At 47.6% G+C, this 20,704-nt stretch carries 22 protein-coding genes; 9 read left to right on the top strand and 13 right to left on the bottom strand.

What is annotated here, in order from left to right; genetic code table 11:
* The first annotated feature begins 6 nt into the window (after window positions 1-6).
* Window positions 7-1,122, top strand: coding sequence for a membrane-bound lytic murein transglycosylase MltC (gene mltC, locus D515_RS05130; protein ID WP_002536667.1), 1,116 nt, complete (start codon window positions 7-9; stop codon window positions 1,120-1,122).
* Between the two features lie 43 nt (window positions 1,123-1,165).
* On the opposite strand, the gene D515_RS05125 is transcribed toward mltC, so the two are convergent.
* From D515_RS05125 to D515_RS05105, 5 genes are all read right to left on the bottom strand, one after another.
* Window positions 1,166-1,516, bottom strand: coding sequence for a rhodanese-like domain-containing protein (locus D515_RS05125; protein ID WP_002536666.1), 351 nt, complete (start codon window positions 1,514-1,516; stop codon window positions 1,166-1,168).
* Window positions 1,517-1,537: 21 nt separating this feature from the next.
* Entirely contained in the window at window positions 1,538-2,014 is a 477-nt protein-coding gene (locus D515_RS05120; RefSeq protein WP_039849659.1) for a peptide-methionine (S)-S-oxide reductase, read from the bottom strand.
* Window positions 2,015-2,059: 45 nt separating this feature from the next.
* Window positions 2,060-2,374 (bottom strand): antibiotic biosynthesis monooxygenase family protein, encoded by a 315-nt coding sequence (locus D515_RS05115; protein WP_002536663.1) that lies wholly within the window; start codon window positions 2,372-2,374, stop codon window positions 2,060-2,062.
* 232 nt (window positions 2,375-2,606) lie between these two features.
* Complete coding sequence (locus D515_RS05110; protein WP_002536662.1) at window positions 2,607-5,105, bottom strand: putative bifunctional diguanylate cyclase/phosphodiesterase; 2,499 nt, start codon at window positions 5,103-5,105, stop codon at window positions 2,607-2,609.
* On the bottom strand, window positions 5,105-6,148 hold the full coding sequence (locus D515_RS05105) for a substrate-binding domain-containing protein (protein ID WP_002536660.1): 1,044 nt from the start codon (window positions 6,146-6,148) through the stop codon (window positions 5,105-5,107). Before D515_RS05105 ends, D515_RS05110 begins: the two co-directional genes overlap by 1 nt.
* A 211-nt stretch (window positions 6,149-6,359) precedes the next feature.
* Between D515_RS05105 and D515_RS05100 the strand changes: the two genes are divergently transcribed.
* Window positions 6,360-7,397: a substrate-binding domain-containing protein gene (locus tag D515_RS05100; RefSeq protein WP_046303829.1), complete on the top strand. Its 1,038-nt coding sequence runs from the start codon at window positions 6,360-6,362 to the stop codon at window positions 7,395-7,397.
* A 248-nt stretch (window positions 7,398-7,645) separates the two neighbouring features.
* On the opposite strand, the gene D515_RS05095 is transcribed toward D515_RS05100, so the two are convergent.
* The 4 genes from D515_RS05095 to D515_RS05080 form a co-directional block, all read right to left on the bottom strand.
* Complete coding sequence (locus D515_RS05095; RefSeq protein WP_002536657.1) at window positions 7,646-8,851, bottom strand: sensor histidine kinase; 1,206 nt, start codon at window positions 8,849-8,851, stop codon at window positions 7,646-7,648.
* Window positions 8,848-9,543 (bottom strand): response regulator transcription factor, encoded by a 696-nt coding sequence (locus tag D515_RS05090; RefSeq protein ID WP_002536655.1) that lies wholly within the window; start codon window positions 9,541-9,543, stop codon window positions 8,848-8,850. Before D515_RS05090 ends, D515_RS05095 begins: the two co-directional genes overlap by 4 nt.
* A gap of 33 nt (window positions 9,544-9,576) precedes the next feature.
* On the bottom strand, window positions 9,577-9,840 hold the full coding sequence (locus D515_RS05085; RefSeq protein WP_002536654.1) for a hypothetical protein: 264 nt from the start codon (window positions 9,838-9,840) through the stop codon (window positions 9,577-9,579).
* 84 nt (window positions 9,841-9,924) lie between these two features.
* Window positions 9,925-10,470, bottom strand: a complete 546-nt coding sequence (locus tag D515_RS05080; protein ID WP_002536652.1) for a PepSY domain-containing protein — start codon at window positions 10,468-10,470, stop codon at window positions 9,925-9,927.
* Between the two features lie 212 nt (window positions 10,471-10,682).
* Here D515_RS05080 and D515_RS05075 point away from each other — a divergent pair, with 212 nt between their 5' ends.
* The 3 genes from D515_RS05075 to D515_RS05065 are packed head-to-tail and all read left to right on the top strand — an operon-like array spanning window position 10,683 to window position 12,272.
* Complete coding sequence (locus tag D515_RS05075; protein ID WP_002536650.1) at window positions 10,683-10,913, top strand: DUF350 domain-containing protein; 231 nt, start codon at window positions 10,683-10,685, stop codon at window positions 10,911-10,913.
* A 3-nt stretch (window positions 10,914-10,916) separates the two neighbouring features.
* Window positions 10,917-11,729, top strand: coding sequence for a transglutaminase domain-containing protein (locus D515_RS05070; RefSeq protein ID WP_002536649.1), 813 nt, complete (start codon window positions 10,917-10,919; stop codon window positions 11,727-11,729).
* A gap of 36 nt (window positions 11,730-11,765) precedes the next feature.
* On the top strand, window positions 11,766-12,272 hold the full coding sequence (locus D515_RS05065) for a GNAT family N-acetyltransferase (protein ID WP_002536647.1): 507 nt from the start codon (window positions 11,766-11,768) through the stop codon (window positions 12,270-12,272).
* Window positions 12,273-12,320: 48 nt separating this feature from the next.
* Here D515_RS05065 and D515_RS05060 read toward each other — a convergent pair whose 3' ends face one another.
* Complete coding sequence (locus D515_RS05060; protein WP_002536645.1) at window positions 12,321-14,528, bottom strand: esterase-like activity of phytase family protein; 2,208 nt, start codon at window positions 14,526-14,528, stop codon at window positions 12,321-12,323.
* A 224-nt stretch (window positions 14,529-14,752) separates the two neighbouring features.
* On the opposite strand from D515_RS05060, the gene D515_RS05055 reads away from it, so the two are divergent.
* Both D515_RS05055 and D515_RS05050 read left to right on the top strand, forming a co-directional pair.
* Window positions 14,753-15,256, top strand: coding sequence for a DUF3291 domain-containing protein (locus D515_RS05055; RefSeq protein ID WP_420835366.1), 504 nt, complete (start codon window positions 14,753-14,755; stop codon window positions 15,254-15,256).
* Window positions 15,257-15,423: 167 nt separating this feature from the next.
* A complete protein-coding gene (locus D515_RS05050; RefSeq protein WP_002536639.1) occupies window positions 15,424-15,777 on the top strand; it encodes a VOC family protein in 354 nt (117 codons plus the stop codon).
* A 28-nt stretch (window positions 15,778-15,805) separates the two neighbouring features.
* Here the strand turns inward: D515_RS05050 and D515_RS05045 are convergent, their stop codons facing one another.
* Window positions 15,806-16,393: an acyl-homoserine-lactone synthase gene (locus D515_RS05045; RefSeq protein ID WP_002536638.1), complete on the bottom strand. Its 588-nt coding sequence runs from the start codon at window positions 16,391-16,393 to the stop codon at window positions 15,806-15,808.
* A gap of 296 nt (window positions 16,394-16,689) precedes the next feature.
* Between D515_RS05045 and D515_RS05040 the strand changes: the two genes are divergently transcribed.
* Window positions 16,690-17,661, top strand: a complete 972-nt coding sequence (locus D515_RS05040) for a hypothetical protein (RefSeq protein ID WP_002536636.1) — start codon at window positions 16,690-16,692, stop codon at window positions 17,659-17,661.
* A gap of 376 nt (window positions 17,662-18,037) precedes the next feature.
* Window positions 18,038-18,778, top strand: a complete 741-nt coding sequence (locus D515_RS05035; RefSeq protein ID WP_002536632.1) for a LuxR family transcriptional regulator — start codon at window positions 18,038-18,040, stop codon at window positions 18,776-18,778.
* A gap of 98 nt (window positions 18,779-18,876) precedes the next feature.
* Here the strand turns inward: D515_RS05035 and D515_RS05030 are convergent, their stop codons facing one another.
* Both D515_RS05030 and D515_RS05025 read right to left on the bottom strand, forming a co-directional pair.
* Complete coding sequence (locus tag D515_RS05030; protein ID WP_051997475.1) at window positions 18,877-20,190, bottom strand: type III PLP-dependent enzyme domain-containing protein; 1,314 nt, start codon at window positions 20,188-20,190, stop codon at window positions 18,877-18,879.
* 14 nt (window positions 20,191-20,204) lie between these two features.
* Window positions 20,205-20,573, bottom strand: a complete 369-nt coding sequence (locus D515_RS05025) for a hypothetical protein (protein ID WP_002536626.1) — start codon at window positions 20,571-20,573, stop codon at window positions 20,205-20,207.
* Between the last annotated feature and the right edge of the window lie 131 nt (window positions 20,574-20,704).

Here is a 20,704-nt window from a genome sequence, read left to right as displayed (position 1 = left end):
GTGACGATGAAAAAAACCATTCTTCTGCTGTCAGCAACCCTGCTTGCTGGCTGCTCGTCAGCGCCCGAAACCCCGGACTGCAATTGCGATAACACACCACCACCTGTGACCAGCCAACCCGTGTCTGATGCCAACAAAAAGGCAATCAACGCCCTGTTCGCTTATATTGCGAAAGAAGCGAAAAAACAATGGGGCGACGATGAGTATGTCGAGTCCAGCAAACACCGCTATGTGAAGTATCTGGACGGTTATCAGACCCGTGCACACATCGACTTTGAGGCAGGTAAGATCTATGTTTCTACCGTTGCCCAGCGCCAGCCGATGGAGAAGCTGCAAAAAGCCATCGTTCAAACGGTATTAATGCCCGCTGACCCCAAGCACGTCGAGCAGTTTACGGACAAAGATATTGAGCTCACCGGAAAGCCATTTTTCCTCGGTCAGATTGTCGATCAGGAAGGCAAGTCGATTGAGTGGGAATGGCGCGCAAACCGCTTTGCGGATTACCTCATCGATAACAAGCTGCAAAGTAAAACCATCAAACGAGGCAAAGCTTATTACGTGCAGATTGATATGGTGAAAGACCATTTGGAGCAGCGTGAATACCAGTATGCACACTATGTTCGCGACGCCTCAAAGCGTTACGACATTCCAGAAGATCTGATTTACGCAGTGATCAAAACCGAGAGCAGCTTTAACCCTTATGCAGTCAGCCATGCGGGCGCATACGGCTTGATGCAGGTGATCCCGAAAACAGCAGGCGCAGATGTGTTTAATCTGGTGAAGAAAAAGCCGGGAATGCCGACCAAAGAGTACCTGTTCGATCCGGCGAACAATATCGACACAGGCACGGCGTATCTGCACATTCTGAAAACCCGTTATCTGCGTGATGTAAAGAATGCGTCATCCAGGCACTTCAGCATGATTTCCGCCTACAACGGCGGCACAGGCGGTGTTCTGGCGACCTTCCATAACGATCGCAAACAGGCGATGGTAGAGCTTAACCGCAAGTCTCCGCGTCAGGTCTATGATGCCCTGACAACCCGACACCCGAAAGACGAGGCGAGACGATATCTGCAGAAGGTGCTCTACTTCCAAAAAGACTTTAACGAAGGGAAAATCTAGGCCGGTACGTTAGAGACTGTCTAAAAGAAAAACGCGAAGTCATTTACTTCGCGTTTTTCATTTCTTCAAAACCACCTGCATTGTGAAGATTGGTGAAGCCTTTGCTCAGCAGGTATTGATACGCCGCACCTGAGCGAACACCACTTCGGCAATACAATACCAGCGGTGTGTCTTTATCTAAACTCTGGATGTGTTTATCCAATTCCGTCACCGGGTAATTCACCGCGCCACTCAGGTGGCCATCATCGAATTCACCCGGAGTACGAACATCCACCACCATCGCGCCCTGCTCAATCATTTCCCAACCATACTCGGCGCGCTCCGTTGCCGAAGCCACAGGCGGCACCAGCAAGGCGCTACAAAGTGTCAGGGTTAATGCGATTGTTCTGTTCATTCCTTCATCCTTGGCTTTAATCTATTTCTTCTTATATTTATGCAATAAATCCAGAGGGATATGGCAATAGTCATCAGGAAAACGGGTCAGCCTGTCTTGATGCTCATCATCACTCGGCACATAGTTACTCAGGGGCAAGACTTCCACTGCAATCTTTTCCGCATCTTCCCTGGCCGCAATGAATTCGCGGGCAATGGTCAAATGCTCTGGATGGTTGCTGTATATGCCTGTGCGGTATTTCTCGCCGACATCTTCGCCTTGCTGGTTCACACTGTGCGGATCGATGATTTCAAAGAAATATCCCATCAACGTCTCTACTGAGACCGTGTCAGGGTCGAATTGTGTTCGTACACATTCGGCATAACCATCATAAGGTGTGGCCGTTGAATCGCTGGTGCCGTTAGCCCTTCCCGCTTCAGTGGATATCACACCTGGCAAGTGGCGCATAAACTCTTGCACGCCCCACAGGCAGCCACCTGCAAAGTAGATCTCTTCCAACGGTTTTTCTGGCGAAGCTTTTTTCATTGTTAATGAGTATCTTGTTTATTGGTTTAAACGACTTTCAACTACTTCATAGTGAGACACGTGAAAGTCAGGTTTCAGTTCATACTTTTCATCTTCCGGGTACAAACGGGCAATGCCGATATCTTCACCCGCAAAGGCCTTAATGCACTCCAGATCTTTCCAGTAGCTGATTAAAGTGATTTCTGAATTTCCATCCATCTCGCGCTTGAAGATCTGCGCCCCCTGAAAGCCCTCAGTCTCAGACGTTTCTTTCACTCCGGTTTCATAAAGATAAGCGATAAAACCCTCTTCATGATGCTTTGGACACCGCGCTTTCCATTCCCTTGCGATCATCTCAAACTCCCTGTTACTCGCTGAACTTTGAAAACCTTAACACGGTAAAATCCCACTTGGTGAAATTTGTCCGCTAGTCCTCATACATCTTCATCCTCTCCAACGAAAAACAGCCCTTGAAGGGCTGTTTTATGAATCATGTTTATCGGTTGGAATCGAGAGAAAAAGCTACCTCATAACAATGTACGGAGTGATACTATTCGGCCGCTCAATACCCGCCAATAGCAAGGCTTTATGTCACGGATTTCAGCCTGATAACGTCACTCTGACTGGCCTTGCGCTTATTTTCTTCCAAGTAGTCAAGCCAACCATCAACGGGCAGCGGTTTGGCAAAATAGTAGCCTTGAGCCGAAGCACACCCAAGCTGACGCAATGTATCGACATGCGGTCGAGTTTCTGCCCCTTCTGCCACCACGGATAAATCCAGCACTTTAGCCAGTTGGAGAATCGCTTTGGTGATTTCATAGTCCGACGATGATGAGTGAACGTCTTTGATGAAGCTGCGGTCGAGCTTGATGTAATCGGCGGACAGATTTTTAAGCACAGAGAGCGAGGAGTAACCCGTACCGAAGTCATCAATCGCGATTTTGTAGCCTTTGGCGTGCAGGGTTTCGATTGTCCTGACGCAGGTTTCAAAGTCCCGCATCATGTCGCGTTCCGTGATTTCCAAAATCAGCTGACTCGGCTCGCAATCTGTCTTATCGAGGATTTTTTGCAGTTGCTCTGCCAAATCTGTCATGTAGAACATTCTTGCGGAGAAGTTAACGGAGATAAGGATACTTGACGTGTCGATACCCGCGTTTTTCCACTCTGTGACCAATCTGGCTACCTTGCTAAACACCCATTTGTCGATGTCGACAACCAGATCAGATTTCTCTGCGACTTCCATGAAAGCAGACGGCGGAAGCAAGCCCAGTTTAGGATGCTTCCACCGCACCAAAGCTTCTGCACCAACAATATTGCCGGATGCTAAGTTCACTTTGGGTTGGAAAAAAACAGTCAGTTCATCTCGACGAACCGCATGGTTTAAACCGCGGTTGGTTTCGATGATGTCGTTCACTTCTGTGGTCATTTCATCCGTATAAATACGGTAACTGTCGCGACCATTGCGTTTCGCGTAATACATCGCTGTATCTGCATTCCGGATCAGTGTTTCACCATCATGTCCGTGGTCAGGGAACTCACAGATACCGATACTGGTTGATACAAAAATTGTATTTTTTTCAATGTAGTAAGGCTGCTTAATTGCCTTATTAATTCGCTGCGCGATGAGCTTCCCTTGCTCTAAGTGAGTGTTAGGAATGAGGATCATAAACTCATCACCCCCCATGCGCGCGACAAAGCCGGAATCACCAATCAATCTGGTCAATTTCTCCGCCACGTTAACCAGCAAATTGTCTCCCGCGGCATGTCCCAGGGAGTCATTAATGGTTTTGAATTCATCAATATCCAGATAAAGAAGCAGGAATTTGGTGCCATTCTCCTTGGAGTCAGCGATTTGGTTACGCAGCTCTTTCGTCGCGAGTAATCTATTCGCCAGGCGGGTCAACGGGTCATGATGGGCAAGAAAGTCGAAGTTTTTTTTCTCTTCGGTAATGGCCTGATAAGCCTCAGACAATCTCGCTGCCATGTTGTTGTAGGCATTCTCAATATGCCCCCACTCATCCGTACGTCCCAAATCAATGGGCCGTTTGGTTCCATGGGAAACCAAGCGATCGAATCCATCTTTAAGATCGTCCAAAGGCTTCTGGATATGTCTGCTGACAACGTGATTAACCAGCAGTACAGAGAACAAAAATGCCAACAGACTAATGATGATAGCGTTGAAGCGAGACTCAGTGATCACATCTTCTAACTGGGTGGTGAGCTGTAAGGTTTGCTCCTGCACACGGGATTCCGTGCTTTCCACCATTTCAAGCAAACCTGCCTGAGCCTGAACAAGTGCCGCCATCACAATCCAACGCTGGTCCAGGTTGGCGCGGATTTTCCTGAGCGTCGCATGGTATCGCTCTAAGGTCCGCTTAATTGCGATTTTCTGCGTTCGGACTGCCATGGTGGATATGTCCACGTTTTCCAGATGAAGCTGAAGAATATCCAGCTCCTTTTCAGCCTCTATGAGCAGCACTTTTTCGGTTTCGGGCGTAATGCGGCTATGAATATCCCCCAACATTTTGCCAACCATCAGAAATGACTCACGAAGCATGGCGATAATATCGAGCTCGTTGTTGTAGATAGTCACCTCTTCTTCGCCGAGGTGTTCTAACTTGCTCGCTGCCACTGCCACCTCAAGCGCGTCGAGTTGATCGGCCAAGGTCGCATCAATGGTTTTGGTCTGTTTTAGGATCCGGTTCAGCGCCAGAGAGCTGCCGAGAAAGCGGTGGAAGTTGTCGATGAACGCATCTATTTGATAGGAAAAATCCTGATTCGTAGAGAGATCTCTTAGCCTTTGCAGTTGGAAATCAATGTTAAACGCTTCTTCAGAGAGCGCAGTTTCACTGTACAGGAAGGTTTGTTCCAATAGCTTGACCCGTGAGGTCAATGCAAAGACGCGACGACTGATTTCGGAGTTCACAATCAGCTCAGAAACGTGACGGGAAGTTTCTGTTTTCAGCGTGGATTCGACATAGAACAGGGAACGAATGACGATCAGAACAGCGAAGCTCACCATCAGGAGAGAGATGAGGCTTGAGATGATAAGCCTTTGGGTAATGCTGGTATTGTTCAGATTCATCATGGCTTCCATATCTTGAGGTAGGCATCGCGGTAGCCATTTTTCGGGTCGTACACACCACGTTCTTGCTTGCCAATCAATTCACTTACATTATCTGGTGTCACCATGTGTACAGGCGCGGAATATCCACTCGGGGGAAGTTGGTTGAATGCGCGGTTCAGTTCATCCGTGATCTGCCAACCATGCAAGTAGAGAGGCTCTGGAACTGTTGCTAACTGGAAGCTGCCATTATTGATGCGCTTATAGGCCGCACGGCTTCCGTCACCGGCAGAGATGTTCTGCGGTATATGAATTTGCTGTTCAACGTTTGTTTCTAGCGAAGGGATAACATAGTCAATATAGAGGTCGTTGATGGCGAGGATGTGCGTAATATCTGCGCCATATTTCTTCCAAAGGCCTTCAAACGTTACTGGCATCTGCTCGGCAATTTTATCCAGCGGCAGCGCGTTGACCTCCAAAACTTCACAGTTTGCACAACGCCGGATGGTGTCCGCCATGGCGTTCGCTTTGATGGTGGCAATTTTATAGTTGGGGTCTGTGAATATCAGGGTTTTTGCACGCCCTTTGGAGTTGACGATAGCCAGCATGGCGGCAATCTCCGCAACAGCGAGCGGATCTGTAGTGACGTTCATGAAAAGACCCAGTTCGCTGTTCCCACCTGCTAACTCGGTTGCATGCCAACCAATCACCACGATCCCTTGGCTCTTGGCTATCTTAAGAACGTCTTTGTGATGCTGGGCGTCGATGCCACCGAGCACAATCGCATCCGGTTTGAAACTGATGGCTTTCTTGATGGCTGCTCCTTGTCGAACCTCTGAGCCAAACCCATCAATAAACCTAAGGTGCCAGTCGATATTGGAAATGGCTTCAGACATCCCTTTCCCAACGCCGTACACCCCACCATTTCTCAAGTCAGAAGCAACGAAAATAATGTTTTTGTCGCTCACGATACTTGGGCCGGTCGTAGGGCCACGCCAGACAGCATTCTCAGATATCGCTCTTCTCACTTTTTCCTGCGCATAAGCAACGTAGTACGCTGTCATCGTTTCGGCAGAACACGTTGTAGCGAAGAAAAAGATGATAAAAGTCTTGAATCGGGAAAAAATATAAGCACTCAAAGAATGAAACCAGTCCGATTTATAATTCTCATGTATCATTAATAAGCATGTTAATAGAGTTTTTCCAGTTGGTAAACCACAAGGAAGGAAAATGAAAAGAAGTATAGTGGCAGGCCTGGTTTTTGCTTTATGGGTGATGTCTTTTTCAGTTTCATCTAAAGAAAACCTAAATAATTCGAATAATGAAAAACTTAAAACATTTCAGAAAACCGTTAGTGAACCACCATTACCGACGAATATAGAAAAATTAAGCAAACCTATGCGTATTGCAGTTATTTACCCGAGTGCAGACATCTCTGATTTTTGGGTGAAAAATTTCAAAGCGATGACCAAACGCTTACTGGACTTAAAACTACCCTATGAGGTTCATGAGTACCCCTCAAAGCAAATCGAGCACTCATTGCAATCGCAATATACAGATCAAGTGCTTAATGCTGAGCCGCCGTATGACTTCGTGATTTTCGGCCCTTCCGAGCTGGACTTACAGGCGGACAACATCCAGAAACTCTCGGCGTCGGACAAGTTCAAAACCTTCATTTGGGCGTTCCATACCCCAGACAGCACATGGACCCATCAGCCTGACGCCTGGTTCGACTTTTCGAGTGCCATGGGCGCTGATGTACTTTGCGACCATGTGATAAAGCACGTGGGCAAAGAGGTGGAATTTGCTGCCAACCGAGGTATTCCTGGCATTACAGATACCCAACGTTCTCAAGGGTTTATCGACTGCGTACAGCGGAAAGGTAACTGGCGCAATATCTACGAACACTTTGGCCAATATCAGAAACTCGGAGGGGCTGACGGTGTGCGATTGGTACTCAATAATTTTCCCGAAGTATCGATGATACACAATGCCAATACCGCCATGACCATGGGGGCTGTCGAAGCGCTTGGTGAAGCAGACAGATTGTCTGACATTTATGTGACGGGCTGGGGTGGCACCGCAAAAGAGATCGAAAAAATTCGGGCGGGTGAGTTAGATGCGACGCCAATGCGGATGAGCGATGATCTGGGTGTGGCCACCGCTGAAGCCATTAAATTTCACCTCGAAGGCAGGGCTTCTGAAGTGCCTTTAATTTACCTCGGACGCATCACCGTTGTTCATAACCAAATGAAAGAAAGCGAATTAAACCGCCTAACCAGAGAAGCATTTCGTTATTCTGGCATTGAGTAGAACATATCAACAATCGACACCTTCAATTCTCACAAGTGAGAATTGAAGGTGTCGTAGAAATAAATGAGACCCGGATTAAACAATCGCCAAAGAAATATCCAATTGAATTACTTTGATTAAATAAAAGAAAAATGAAATCTGTTTCATATAAAAAGAAAGGTGACAGTTTAAGAATTATTATTCCCGAACCTATACACCTCCCACTTTCTTTATTAATAAAAACAATCTAATAGTGCGTTTAATTAACCCTAGCGAACCGGGATAGCTACCCTGACGCCCAACCCCGGTTCTGCATCAAACAGCTCAATATGGCCGTAATGCAAACCAGCCACGGCTTTTGCCAAGGACAACCCTAGACCAAGGCCACCATCGGTGCGGCTTTTGTCGACACGGTATAAACGCTCGAACACGCGCTCTTTTTCTTCATCAGAGATGCCGGGGCCATTATCGCTCACTTCGAGCCACACATTGCCGTTTTCCGGATTTTCACCGCAGCGAAGCTGGATTTGACTACCCGCTGGACAATAACGCAGCGCGTTCTCAATCAAGTTAGCTACCTGCTGGATAAGCAGCTCTCGATCGCCTTGAATCATCAGTGGTGAGTCAGGCTTCTCTACCGTCAGCGTCATCTCTGCATCTTCGGCGACATCGACGTAAATCTCAGCCACCGTCTCGATGACATTATTCAGGTCAAGCGCCATAAAGCGGCTTCGGCGTGCACCGGACTCAATCTGGGATATCCGCAGCAATGCATCAAAAATAGAGGCCAAACGCTGCGAATCTTCCAGTGCTCTATCTAGTTCCTCGATAAAAGCGTCATCGAGGTTTGGCTCAACACGATCGGCGTCTTCCCGCAGTGTCAGCAGGTTATGGCGCAAGCGGGTAATCGGTGTTTTTAGCTCGTGAGCGATGTTGGCAGAGATGTCGCTCATTGCCGCCACCGAGCCTTCCAGCCGTGACAGCATGTCATCGACAGAAACTGAAATGCGCGCCAAATCGTTGTGTGTGTATTTCACGTCGGTCCGAGCGGAAAGATCGCCCTCAGCCGCCGCATTGAGCACGCTTTCGATGTGATTGATGCGTTTTTGGCTGATACGGCTCATCGCAATAACCAAAGCAACGGTGAAAATCGACACCAGTACGCCAGCAAGCACAAAACCAGACGCCAGCACCGCAAGAATCTCGTCATCTTCAATCGGGTCATCATCTACTTTTTTATGGTGACCGGTAGCTAGCTGTTGGGACTCTTTCACTATCTCGCGGTTTTGATCTTTCAGTTCATGCTCGACATAGAAGAAAGTCACGGTTGCCATCAGTACCAGACTGATAATCGACACGCCACCAAACATCAAACCTTGCTGGGTAGCAGAGCTTTTCATCCATGACGGCAACACCGACAACAGTTTGCGCTTGGAAAAGTGGCGATGGAAAAAGTCCGTCACTCTGGCTTTCATTTCGCCTCACCGCCTTTTTGTTCAAGCTTGTAGCCCACACCACGGACGGTCTGGATCAGCGTATCGCCAAATGGCTTTTCGAGCTTATTGCGAAGGCGGCTGATGTGGGTTTCCACCACACTGGTTTGCGGGTCGAAATGAATATCCCAAACGTGTTCAAGCAGCATGGTACGGGTGATCACTCTCCCAGGGTGGCGGAGGAACAGCTCCAGAATACGGAACTCTTTCGGCTGTAAATCGAGTGGCTGCCCCTGACGGGTGGCGGAATGCTCAAACAGGTTCAGCACCACGTCGCCATAACTGATTTCAGGGCTGGCTTCAGTGGACTTCAACACAGAACGGCGGGAAAGCGCGGTGACGCGAGCCAACAGCTCAGAAAACGCGAAAGGCTTGGTGAGGTAATCATCACCACCCGCTTCCAAGCCCTGCACGCGATCGTCTACACCGCCTAGGGCGGTCAGAAAGAGAATCGGCGTGCCGACCTGAGCTGCACGCAGCGCTTTTACCAAAGAGAGGCCATCCAGCCCCGGCAACATACGATCGACAATCGCCACGTCGTAGCTTTCTGCCATACAAAGCGTGAGCGCATGCTTACCATTGTCGGTGACTTCAACCTGATGGCCTGCTTCACGCAGGCCTTTTTCTACAAAACTACTGAGGCTGGTATCGTCCTCGACCAACAACACGCGCATAGGGACTCTCTCTGTTCGGGATAACATTGCGGCTTACATAGCCGCAATGGGTTCTTCGTCGTTTCTCTTATCTGTTGGGTTGGCAATGTCGTTCGCCATCTTGCGCTGTTGCCATTTTGCCATAATGATGGCGGCAACCCCTGCCATCAAACTGATTCCCAGTGTAACCAGTCCCAGCATAAATAGTAGTGAGAAACTCACAACACCCAGAATTGCCATAGGTGCCTCTTGAACAACACGTTTCACCATCTCTTTTGCGCGTTGCCACATTGATGTGTTTTTGTTTTCGTCGCTCATGTGTACCTCCAATCAGGGACGGCATCGCCCCTACAGATAAATTCGATAATGACGTTTTAGGGTCTGTTGACCTTTGGAGCGGGCTTATTTAGAAGCCATCGCATTGATTCGGGTTTCAACGCGTTTGCCGTTTGCATCCAGAAGCTCAACTTCATAAGAAGGCTGGCCACGGTGGTCATCTTGCTCAATGCTCCACGCTTTACCGCCTACCTGGGTTTCTGCTTGCATCAGCGCTTGTTCCAGTGACAGGTAAGTCCCGTCTTTGATACCTGACAGCCAGATCGCATCTTCTACGTCGTCGTCATCGTGGTGATCGTCATGGTCGCGGCGGGTTTTCGTCAGGATCACTTCTCCTGTCGTCGCGTTCACCACGGTTTTGATTTCTTCGCCGGTTTCACTTGCCAGTTCAATCTCGTATACCGCCTGGCCCATTTCTACGTCGCGTTCAGCTTCTAGCACCACGCCGCCAGTGGCGTTTTTGGCAATCTCAACCGCCTGAACCAGGCTGACTGCATCTTCATTCAGTGACTTTGGTGCGTCACCCGCGTTTGCGGTACCTACCGCCATCATGGCGCTCAGACCCAATACAGCAGAAATAGCAGCAGGCTTAAAAATCATTGTCTTTTTCATAGTGTCATCCTCGTTATTGGTATCGGTGGACAAGGACATTTCCCTGTCGACATGGATACTCTAACCAAAGGGGCTTTCGCCAACTTTTCGCGAACTATACATTTTTGTAAGGTTTGATAAGGCTCGCTTTACCAAGCATTTGCATCGAATAGCTTGATAAAAAACAGTACTATCAACGCAATCGATACTTACCCTATGCAAGGAGTGCAACTATGGGCAGCGAGTTCTTTTTCGCTTCAATTCTCAACCTTTCCATCAACCTCATTTACACCATCATTTCTTTGCTGGTTGGCGTTTACGCCCTGTTGTGGGTGGATAAGAAACTACTGAAGAATGTGGATATAGAAGAGGAAATGAAGAAGGGCAATGTGGCGGTTTCACTTTTTGCATCAACCATCCTCATTTTCGTTGCGGTTATCGTCGCGTTCGGTTTTCGCAGTTAAACCATGAACCTCAAGTTTTATCTTCCGCTGATGTTGGTGTTGGCCGTAGTGGCCAGCCTGCTCGAAGAGAGAAAGGCCAAACTGCCAGATGTGCCAAGTTACACTGAAAAGCAGATAACCGCTTCCACCAGCGCCTTGACGCCAGCGGATATCGAATTTGATGGAAGCAATGGTTTTCTCACCTTGCTTGAATCAAACCGTAAGGTCTCTCATACGGAAATCGCCCGTTGGCGTGCGTCTTTAAAGGGGAATAACGGGTTTTACACCTACCAAACCAATAACCGCCCTTTTACGGCGCTGGCACCCGATATCAAAGGGAACTTTCACCTGACACACAGTTACCTAGAAGGCTATCTGCCTTTCAAGGTCGACAACCCTATGTTGCCCATGCTGGTGATCGCCAGAAAGAAAACCTATCAGTATGACCACGAACAATACGGTGGCCTGATGGAAATTTGGCAATCGAGCAAGCAGTCTTACTACTACCCTTCTGGGGATTGTGAGGACCACGCTATCTTGCTGGCAGACTGGTTGATAGAAGCAGGGTATGACGCGCGCGTGGCGGTTGGTACTTATGACGGTGGTGGTCATGCCTGGGTAGTGTTGTTCATCAATGGTAACGAGTATGTGTTGGAAGCGACCCAAAAACGCGGTTTTGGCCGACAGTATCCACTGGCTTCAACCCAGCCAAATTACCACCCGACAATGATGTTTACCCAAGACCATTTTTGGTTAAACACAGGTTCTGATGTCACCACAGATTATTCATCTAAACATTGGAAACTGATGAGCCGGTTCACTGAGCAGCCTTTTTAACAATTTACAATGTAAACAAGGACACTTACCCGCTAGATGGAAACGGTTTCGCTATCACCTCTCAGCCTAAATGATTGCCAAGCATTGCTGGATTTCGAGTGCCGCAACAAAACGTGGTTTGAGCAATTCATACCGCCAAGGCCCTCGGGCTATTTCAATCTGGTTGGGCTCACCGATGCCACTCGTGAACTGGTAGAAAACCAAAGCACTGAAACCCATCTTATGTATGTGATTTACGATGGCGACAAAATCGTTGCCAGAGCCAATATTCATACCATTTACGACGACCATGTTGAGATTGGCTATCGCGTTTGTCATGAATATTTGGGCAAAGGTATCGCCAAGCGCGCATTACTGGCATTGGTGGAAGTATGTCGTGAGCAACTTGAACTGGACTATGTAGTGGGAAAAGTGTCTTCGGGTAACCAAGCCTCTATCAAAGTGCTTGAGAGCGCCGGGTTTGCTTACCAAAGTAAAGCGTTAAACGCGACGTTGATTCAGGGACAGCACCACGATTTGTTGAGCTACCAGTTAATCCTTTAAAACAAACCGCCGGAATTGCGCCGGCGGTTTGTTTTTTAGGTCGTTGGATTACGGACGCAAGGTCGCAAAATCCAGCGCCTTTCCATCTTTGGATAGCGGGAAGAAGAAGGTCTCACCGCTGCTGTCATCCACACCGTCATTGTCGGTGACAGCAAACGCTTTACCGTCTTTAGTGATCGCAAAGCCTTCAATTTTATCCGTCACGAAACCACCCTGCGCTTTCAGATCTGGAATGAAATCGTATACCACTTCTTTGCTAACCAGTGGTAGTTCACCGCCCAATGCGGCGGGTTTGGCATCAGTCAGTAACACGCGGGTCAGTTGCTTCACTTTCGCCGCGTCACCAATTTGGTTATCACGTTCTATGATGTAAAGCGCACCTTCGTAGACAGTAATTTCAGACAAACCTACCCAGCCATTTTCCGCTGGCTCTGTGGGGTAGCGCACCGCTTTCCACTCACCAGATTTGGTGTTGTATTGCACCAGCTTTACGGTGTTTTCAGGGTCATCTTTCCAGCTACGCTGAATCGCAATCCAGAGGTTGTCGCCTACACGGGTGATGCCTTCTGAGCCGTAGCGTTTTTCCACAGCCAGCAATTCAGCTGGGAATTCGACCGTTTCTACGATGTTGCCATTGGCATCAGTGCGATACAGAGCGTGTGGGATCTCTTTGTCAGTGCGCCCTTCAGACGCTAACCAGAAACCACCTTTGCCATCTGTAGTAATCCCTTCCAAGTCCAGTTTCTTCGCTGGTTTGCCGTCTTTCATCACAGGAATACGCGTTGTGATTTTGGCTGGCATGGAAGAAGCATCGACCACAAAAATCGAAGGCTGCGCTTTATAGAAACTGTCGTTCACGGCGTACAGGGTGTTTTCGTTGCTTGGATCCGCTACCAGACCTGACAACGCCCCCCAACCAATGGGCTTGCCATCAACCATCACAGATTCAATTTGTGGGTAAGAGGGTTCTTCGCTGCCAATCTGATAAAGCATCACATGAGCACGCACGCCGCCATCTTCAATCAGATCTTTCTCGTTGGCCGTCGCCAGCAGACCACGCTGTGGAATCGCAACGGCAGATTCCGGTGCAATGCCAGAAGGCAACAGCTGAACAAACTCCGGCGCTTTACCTGTGTCGCGGTATACGCCGACGACAGAACCACGCTCAGACAACACGAAAATGTATTGCTGACCGTTATACGTGCCGACTTCCAAGCCTTCCGGCTCTGCGCCTTTGTTACCAGAGCGTTTTTCCGGGTAGTGACCCGCCATTGCGATGCGGTATTCCAGATCAAGGCCCGACTCAAACAGCACGTCGCCTTGCTTGTTAAAGATGGTAAAGCCGCGCGAACCGCCTTCGTAGTCACCTTCATTGGCAATGACAAAGCGCTCGTCATCCAGCCATTTCACCGCATCCGGTTCACGCTTACGGTTCTTTTGAGTGCCATCAAAGGTCAGTGCACGTTCTTCATCCAAGTCGACGTTTTCCAGGTCAACAGCACCGGCTGGGAAGTGCGCAATCACTTCACCTTTTTTGCCGTCCACAATCACCAAGTGGTTGTTCTCTTGCAGGGTGACCACGATTTCGCCAAGGCTGTTGATATCCACAAATTCTGGCTCTGGATCTTCGGGTGCGATGTCGGCTAAGCCTGTCATCGCGACTTTTTTCTGAGCCTCACAAGCAAGCTTGCCGTTTCTAACAGGCACCAGCGCAAGGTGGCCGGCTGGGAATTGTGGAAGCACACCATCGTTCAGGTCTTCATCACGCTCATTTTCAATCGCCACAGCGACGAAGCTGCCATCTTTTGCCACGGCAACAGAGTCCGGCTGGCCACCAAGTTCGCACTTTTCTATGCGAACACCTGTGGTAAGATTTCGCTGTTCAAGATAGCCAGACGGCTGAGTGTAACTTTCTGAGGTATTCACGCCGGTGACAAAAGTATCACCCAGAACGTCAATCGAGGTTGGCTCACCATTCAGTGAAACAAAGCCTTTCCCTGTTGGCTTTTTCGGGTTGGTGATATCCAGCATCCCCACGCCTTTCAACGGGCTATCGGTGTAAACCAATGTGTTGCCGTCTTCACTGACAGCAATAATTTCCGCAGAGGTTTCGTGACTTTTTTCTACGCCCGGTGGGATGTTGTTTGCCGTCGATACCGCGCTAATACGCTGGAATGAAGATTGCTCTGCGGCATGCAAACCCGCGCTGACTGATAGTGCCAACACAGAAACGAGTAGGTTGCGCTGCTTACGCATGGGGAAACTCCTTTATAAACCTATCACCAAATTCTGGGACGCTACCTTTACGACTTTAGGTTTCACTTCAATGACGCTCGCATGGCAGTTAGGTGATAGAGGTGAAATTTTGTTCAATACCCGCATTTCCATGTCTGGTAACTTCCACATCACTGCATGAGTGAGACGCACTCCTCGCATCGTCTTAGGGTGACTTTACCCCTCTGACGATTCGTGGGAGGTTGATGAACAGACAAATTAGGGAAAATGGAATGCACCTCGCCGAGCTAAATATCTCGATTGCCAAAGCCAATATCGACGACCCACTTTTGAAGGACTTTGTCGATAACATTCCCTCAGTCAATGCGACAGCGGAATCGTCCCGCGGGTATGTGTGGCGCTTCAAAGACTCCTACAGCAAGGTGCTCAGCTACCGCCTGTTTGGTAACCCTAATACCCTGATTAACCTCTCTGTTTGGGCGTCCGCCGATGCACTCAAACAGTTCATGTTCAAAACCCACCATGTGGACATCATGAAGCGCCGCAATGAATGGTTTGAAAAACCAAGCTCACACAACTTTGTGATGTGGTGGATTCCGGAAGGACATATCCCTTCGCTGGAAGAAGCAAAAGAGAGGCTGGAACATTTACGCGAACATGGCGAGTCAGAATATGCCTTCACTTTTCGTCAATTCTTCGAACCTTCAGATTCAGGTGCAACAAAGGAAACAACTCAAAGCCGAATGTAACCCACTTCACCGCATGGCATTTTGATTACGTTTTAAGACAGTTTGTTTTCAGGAAGTTGCCTTTGATCTCAAAGCGATCAACGTCCTTCATTTAGGATAACTTCAATCATCTTGAATGGCTGCGCGGCCGGACATGGTCGCGTTCCTGACGACCTTGGAGTGCGCCAATGAACCAACACGGTAAACTGAACTACGTTGAATTTCCCGCCCGCGACCTGTTAGCCACCAAATCCTTTTTCTCTGAAGCTTTCGGCTGGACCTTCACCGATTACGGCCCTGATTACACCGCCTTTTCTGACGAAGGTTTGGATGGCGGATTCTTCCGCGCGGAGATGTGCTCAGAGACCTCAAACGGCGGGGCACTATTGGTGTTTTACAGTGAGTCTTTGGAGCAGACAGAAATCAATGTGAAGCAGACTGGTGGCAAGATTGTAAAGCCGATTTTCGAATTCCCAGGTGGCAGACGTTTTCATTTTACCGAGCCCAGTGGAAACGAGTTTGCGGTTTGGTCAGATAGATAACGAGGAGGGGGCAAGCCCCCTTCTGTAATCAATTTAGATTGAAGTTCAAAGACTCGTCCACATCCAACCAAAGTGCTACTGAACGTTCTTTTCCTACCTGAAGAGACTTGCCTTCTCCCATTCTACGCATATTTAACCCTAAAGAACGTAACATGCGCTCACACCCCACAGTAGTTACAAAGACATAGGCACGGATGTCATTTTGTTTGGCAAAGTCATAAAAAGATCGAATCAAAGTGAGTGCATGATTGCCAAACCAGCCATTGCTTGCTTCCGTGTAGCTCTCCCGCGCCGTTGTAAATCGCGAAATTTCCCATACGCCCTCTTCCTCAGGAGCGGCTTCACCCTGGAGTAATTGCGGAAACACATCTTTTAGCATGTAGCTCTGCTGTGTTGGTAACGCTCTCCAACATCCCACAATTTTTCCTTCCTCATCTTTTAGTGCGATATGGCTGGCACCGGAACGATCAAAATCGTCAGACTCCATTTTCTGATTAGATTTTACTTCCCACCCCAGACGTTCCAAGAAACTGCGATGACGTAGGCGATAAATATCGTTAAGCACGGATTGATTGGAAAAACGTGTTTCTGGAGTCAGAGTAATTAGCTGGTTCATGGTCTCATCCTTTAGCCGTTGGCATTGTTTTGAACGAACGTTGCTGAACGAGTTAAAGGCTATTGCAGAGCATTTCTTTAGATAAGCTGTCTAAAATAGCAGTCATTTTATGAGCATCAATAAATACATGAAAAATAAATAAGTTGAATGGGCCTTGTATAATTTCCTATCACATATAACAGGGAGATTATTTGCAATAGTTTGCTTATTGTGGATGTGGGTGTCGTTTATCTATCAAACGGGCGTTTAATTTTCACTTAATTGGCGTCTGTGTTTCGACATTGAAGGAAATTAACTTGGACAACTCAGATAACAGTAATCTCATGACATTAAAAAATGTTGATTCAACCTTGAATTCCAATGTGATGCCGGATGAACTCGTCATTACAATAAACAAGGCAAAATCCCTCTCTAACCGGAATGGCATTGCCTGGATGCTCTTTCAGAAAAACCAACTAATACAAAGCCACACTGGCTTTTTGGGCGACCCGGTATTCAACACCCCGAAGAAGCCCCTTAAATCCTCTTCGACGCAAAGACTTTATATTTCCTCACCTCCTCATCGATTCTCTTACAGCAAGAGTGAGTTAAACGCTTTTATTCAAGAACTTAATGTTGAAACCGTTTGCTACCCGACACTATCTCCCACTCTGAGCAATTTATTGGGGGTAGAAGCCTTTAAGCATGATGACATCACTCTCATCCAACCTGAATTGGATGCGACTAATGAGTCGCTCTTCTTCGGGCCTGCCACCATTCAAAGCCAGCAAAGACCATGGACAACGTGCTTTGTTTCTATAAATGCGATGGGCCAAGGAGTGGCTTATGAGCATTTTCTATCTGGCTTTGGTGCGAAAAGTACTTTGTATCACGCACTCACGAAAGACACGATTGTGGCTGTTGAGAAAACACTCTATCAGGTTGACGCCCATCTAGACGTCATAAAAGACAAATGCTGTGCGATAGAAATAGAGAGTGTTGAAGCGTTCAGAGCCTTGCAGAGTAAGCTGGCTTCTGCCGGTCAAAGTGTCCTGGTTGTACTTTGTGGATACCCTTTTTTTTGCCAGTTGGCCAATGCCAACGTCATCGACGAAAGCAACCTATACGTTGCTTTGACAGGTGTTCCTTCCTTTGCTGAATACCCCGCTTCAACCAATCATCCCGAACCTAAGATACCCAGCTTATGGCATTGGAAAGTCATTTCTACTCAAGGCTTTGACTCTGGTGTACTAGTGAAAATGCGTAGGGAGATCGGAATAGAGAGTTGAAGTGAAAAAGCATTTAATTAGTGCGATCAACTCTATGACTGAGAATGAAATTCAAGAGTACGACATTAAATATTAAAGAAAAAATCACATTGTATGCATGTTGCTAAATTTATTCGTTTCTTCAACTCAATTTATCATTCTCGCTTTAGTGAATTTAGTCTCACCTTACTCTTTCCTGCCTAATTTACTGTCTACTAATTTGTCAATTAGATAACTACAGTGCTAAGGTCATTCATGCTGTAAGCCAGCAAAAGATAATAGAAAGACAAATAAGAGGGTAGTTTCTGGCCATCGACTGAGCGGTGTTCAGCTTTTTCTATTTGTCTAAATATTTTTTTACTCAGGCTACGCATTATGGAAAGAGAAAACGGCAATCATGGACACCCAACAACTGTATGCCATCATCAATAAGCTAGGTGACATCAAAAATACACAAGAACTAGAAACGCTCTGCGAAGAGTTTTGCGAACTGGTAGAAATACCCTTTTATTTATTTGGCGTGATTGAGCAAATATCCCTCCACGCTCCTGTCATTCATGTATTGAGTAATTACCCTAAACCCTGGTTAGATATTTATTTTAAGCAAAACAGTCAACGGGTTGACCCTGTTGTCAGCTACATCATGACCCAACAGTCTCCCATCCGTTGGGATTCCCTTGTCCAACGTGAAGAATTTCAAGATCCCAAACAACAGGAACTGATGCGTGCCGCCAAAGAGCACGGACTCCATAATGGGTTTACCGTTCCTATCAAGTCAGCGTCGGGTGATTTTGTCCTTCTGAGCATGGCAATAGGGGATGAAGATAACCATTGTGACAAACTGAACGCCGCTATTCCTTTCGCGCACACCTTGGCAACACACCTCCTTGAGTGTTACATGCTGCTGAAAGTGAAGGAGAAAGGGAAAGGTGAAGCCACACTAACTCAACGGGAGACTGACTGTCTTTTCTGGGCAAGTGAAGGTAAGACGGCATGGGAAATATCAAAGATCATCGATGTATCTGAACGCACCGTATTGTTCCACCTCAACAACTGTACCAAGAAACTTGACGCATCCAACCGTCAACATGCAGTTGCACTGGCTATCAAAAAAGGACTGCTGAAGCCCAACTTATGACCAGGAACTATTGACCCTAAGAAACGACGGTAGAATTTAAGCAAAAGAGAAGTTGATAATTTCTCTTTTGCTTACTTTTGCTTCGTTGCGACGCGACTTCAAACAGCCTCCAACTGACTGTAAGTGCTGGGCTGAGGCTCATTTCTTTTCGCCTCAATGACGTATCGTCGCTTCATTTCTTCAATAGAGTCTTGCTTGCCGATTTGAACAATGTCCGTCCCTGTAGCCATGTACTCAGCGGGAAATCCGTGACCAATAAACAGGCCAGGCGAACTGGTAATCGCATAAGCACCCACTTGATGGATAACCAAATAGTCGCCCGCATTGAGCGGTTCAGAAACATACTTATCGGCAATGATGTCTGACGGTGTGCAAAGTGGGCCAACAAGGGTATACACCTCACCGTTAACATCCCGCTCAGGAAGCGGTAATTCGGACAGAATATTGAGGTTTTCGGGGTCTACTTTACTGATGAAGTAAGGCTTTCGCATCAAGTTCGCAAAGGCTGTAGCACCGTGGAACAAGTTGTAGCCACCATCACAAATGGCATAGGTTTTATTCATGGATTGCTTGATTGACTTCACCTGTACAACAGCTTTCCCCGCCTCTCCAACAATAAAGCGGCCACTTTCAAAGAAAAGACGCCTTACTCCCGTCCTTTTCACCAGAGCATGTTGTAGGTTCAAAAGCTCTTCTTGAATCGCTTCAAGACACAAAGACTGTTCGCCCTTGTAATAGGGAATCCCAAACCCTCCCCCAACATTGAGCCACTCCAGCTTGAGCCTAAACCGCTCAGGAAGCGCTGCCAGATATTCGCAAAGCGAAGAAAAGTTGGCGAGAAAACTATCCGGATCAAGCACACGTGTTGTGGCGTAAACATGCACACCATGGATATGAATCTGACGCTCACGTGCTAGTGACAGGACACCTTCAAACTCTGATTCGGCGATACCAAACTGAGACGCCGCACCTCCCATCTTCATTGAGCCACCCGAAATATCAATATCAGGATTAAGTCGCAACAGAATGGCCGTGTCTGACTGATGTTCCTTTCGTAGCGCCGCCAATTCCAGCAATTCTTCAATACTTTCAACAGCCACAAAAGCAATGTTGTTCTTCACGCACATCGTCAGTAGCCGTGTTGATTTGTAGGGGCCAACACAGCCGATATTCTCGGGGTTTACCCCACTGGAAAGAGCAACATCCAACTCAAATGCACTGCTCACATCACAGCCCATCCCCTCCTCCACGATGGTATTAACCAAAGCTGGATTTGGATTGGCTTTCAGAGAATATAAAACGGTAGAAACATCCGGCAACACCGCCCGCTTTAACCGCTGACACTGATGTTGGATTGTCGACTGCGAATACACATAGAACGGTGTTTGCGGTACAGAAAATTGTTGAGACATCACACGCCATCCTCTTATGGGTTTTTGAACTCTGTATATGTGAGACAGCGTGGCGCAGGGGCATGGTGCACCATATCCACAGCTTCAACTTCATCACTGTTCATGTTGATGGTGATGAGACTCAACACGTTATGACAAGCCTTCTCAGCACGAAGGCTCATATAGACAAAATACTCCAGATACTCCTGATTCCGCTCTTCGCGCAAGAATTTAAAGTGATTGATTTCATCACTTTCCTCAAAAACCCAAGGGCTGCCAGAGAGCTCATGGCCGTTAATCAACGTGCGAATTTCCGCTTGGCTGAAGTCTGATTTGGCGAAGGTCAGGGGCGATACCAACATCACTGCCGCCATGATCAATGCGTGCAACATCTTCCGAAACATATTTCCTCCATTTCGTTTGTCGGGAAGCTTCATTAACCATGTCACAGCTTTCTCTGGGGGCTAACTGTCAGAACTGACAGCTGGGTGAATGGGGATAGAGGGACAACAATGATAGCCATAAGTCAGCAAAC

Origin of the sequence: Grimontia indica (assembly GCF_000333895.2) — a bacterium.
Classification (GTDB): domain Bacteria; phylum Pseudomonadota; class Gammaproteobacteria; order Enterobacterales; family Vibrionaceae; genus Enterovibrio; species Enterovibrio indicus.
The sequence above is the reverse complement of the archived record's forward strand: the minus strand, read 5'-3'. Positions and strand labels throughout refer to the sequence as shown.

Bases quoted from the DNA above. Each gene is read 5' to 3' on its own strand.
- D515_RS05060 (WP_002536645.1), bottom strand. From the start codon at position 14,528: ATGCGTAAGCAGCGCAACCTACTCGTTTCTGTGTTGGCACTATCAGTC.
- D515_RS05025 (WP_002536626.1), bottom strand. From the start codon at position 20,573: ATGTTTCGGAAGATGTTGCACGCATTGATCATGGCGGCAGTGATGTTG.
- D515_RS05095 (WP_002536657.1), bottom strand. From the start codon at position 8,851: ATGAAAGCCAGAGTGACGGACTTTTTCCATCGCCACTTTTCCAAGCGC.
- D515_RS05125 (WP_002536666.1), bottom strand. From the start codon at position 1,516: ATGAACAGAACAATCGCATTAACCCTGACACTTTGTAGCGCCTTGCTG.
- D515_RS05115 (WP_002536663.1), bottom strand. From the start codon at position 2,374: ATGATCGCAAGGGAATGGAAAGCGCGGTGTCCAAAGCATCATGAAGAG.
- D515_RS05105 (WP_002536660.1), bottom strand. From the start codon at position 6,148: ATGACAGCGTACTACGTTGCTTATGCGCAGGAAAAAGTGAGAAGAGCG.
- D515_RS05075 (WP_002536650.1), top strand. From the start codon at position 10,683: ATGGGCAGCGAGTTCTTTTTCGCTTCAATTCTCAACCTTTCCATCAAC.
- D515_RS05085 (WP_002536654.1), bottom strand. From the start codon at position 9,840: ATGAGCGACGAAAACAAAAACACATCAATGTGGCAACGCGCAAAAGAG.
- D515_RS05035 (WP_002536632.1), top strand. From the start codon at position 18,038: ATGGACACCCAACAACTGTATGCCATCATCAATAAGCTAGGTGACATC.
- D515_RS05030 (WP_051997475.1), bottom strand. From the start codon at position 20,190: ATGTCTCAACAATTTTCTGTACCGCAAACACCGTTCTATGTGTATTCG.
- mltC (WP_002536667.1), top strand. From the start codon at position 7: ATGAAAAAAACCATTCTTCTGCTGTCAGCAACCCTGCTTGCTGGCTGC.
- D515_RS05065 (WP_002536647.1), top strand. From the start codon at position 11,766: ATGGAAACGGTTTCGCTATCACCTCTCAGCCTAAATGATTGCCAAGCA.
- D515_RS05080 (WP_002536652.1), bottom strand. From the start codon at position 10,470: ATGAAAAAGACAATGATTTTTAAGCCTGCTGCTATTTCTGCTGTATTG.
- D515_RS05050 (WP_002536639.1), top strand. From the start codon at position 15,424: ATGAACCAACACGGTAAACTGAACTACGTTGAATTTCCCGCCCGCGAC.
- D515_RS05090 (WP_002536655.1), bottom strand. From the start codon at position 9,543: ATGCGCGTGTTGTTGGTCGAGGACGATACCAGCCTCAGTAGTTTTGTA.
- D515_RS05100 (WP_046303829.1), top strand. From the start codon at position 6,360: ATGTCTTTTTCAGTTTCATCTAAAGAAAACCTAAATAATTCGAATAAT.
- D515_RS05110 (WP_002536662.1), bottom strand. From the start codon at position 5,105: ATGAATCTGAACAATACCAGCATTACCCAAAGGCTTATCATCTCAAGC.
- D515_RS05055 (WP_420835366.1), top strand. From the start codon at position 14,753: ATGAACAGACAAATTAGGGAAAATGGAATGCACCTCGCCGAGCTAAAT.
- D515_RS05045 (WP_002536638.1), bottom strand. From the start codon at position 16,393: ATGAACCAGCTAATTACTCTGACTCCAGAAACACGTTTTTCCAATCAA.
- D515_RS05070 (WP_002536649.1), top strand. From the start codon at position 10,917: ATGAACCTCAAGTTTTATCTTCCGCTGATGTTGGTGTTGGCCGTAGTG.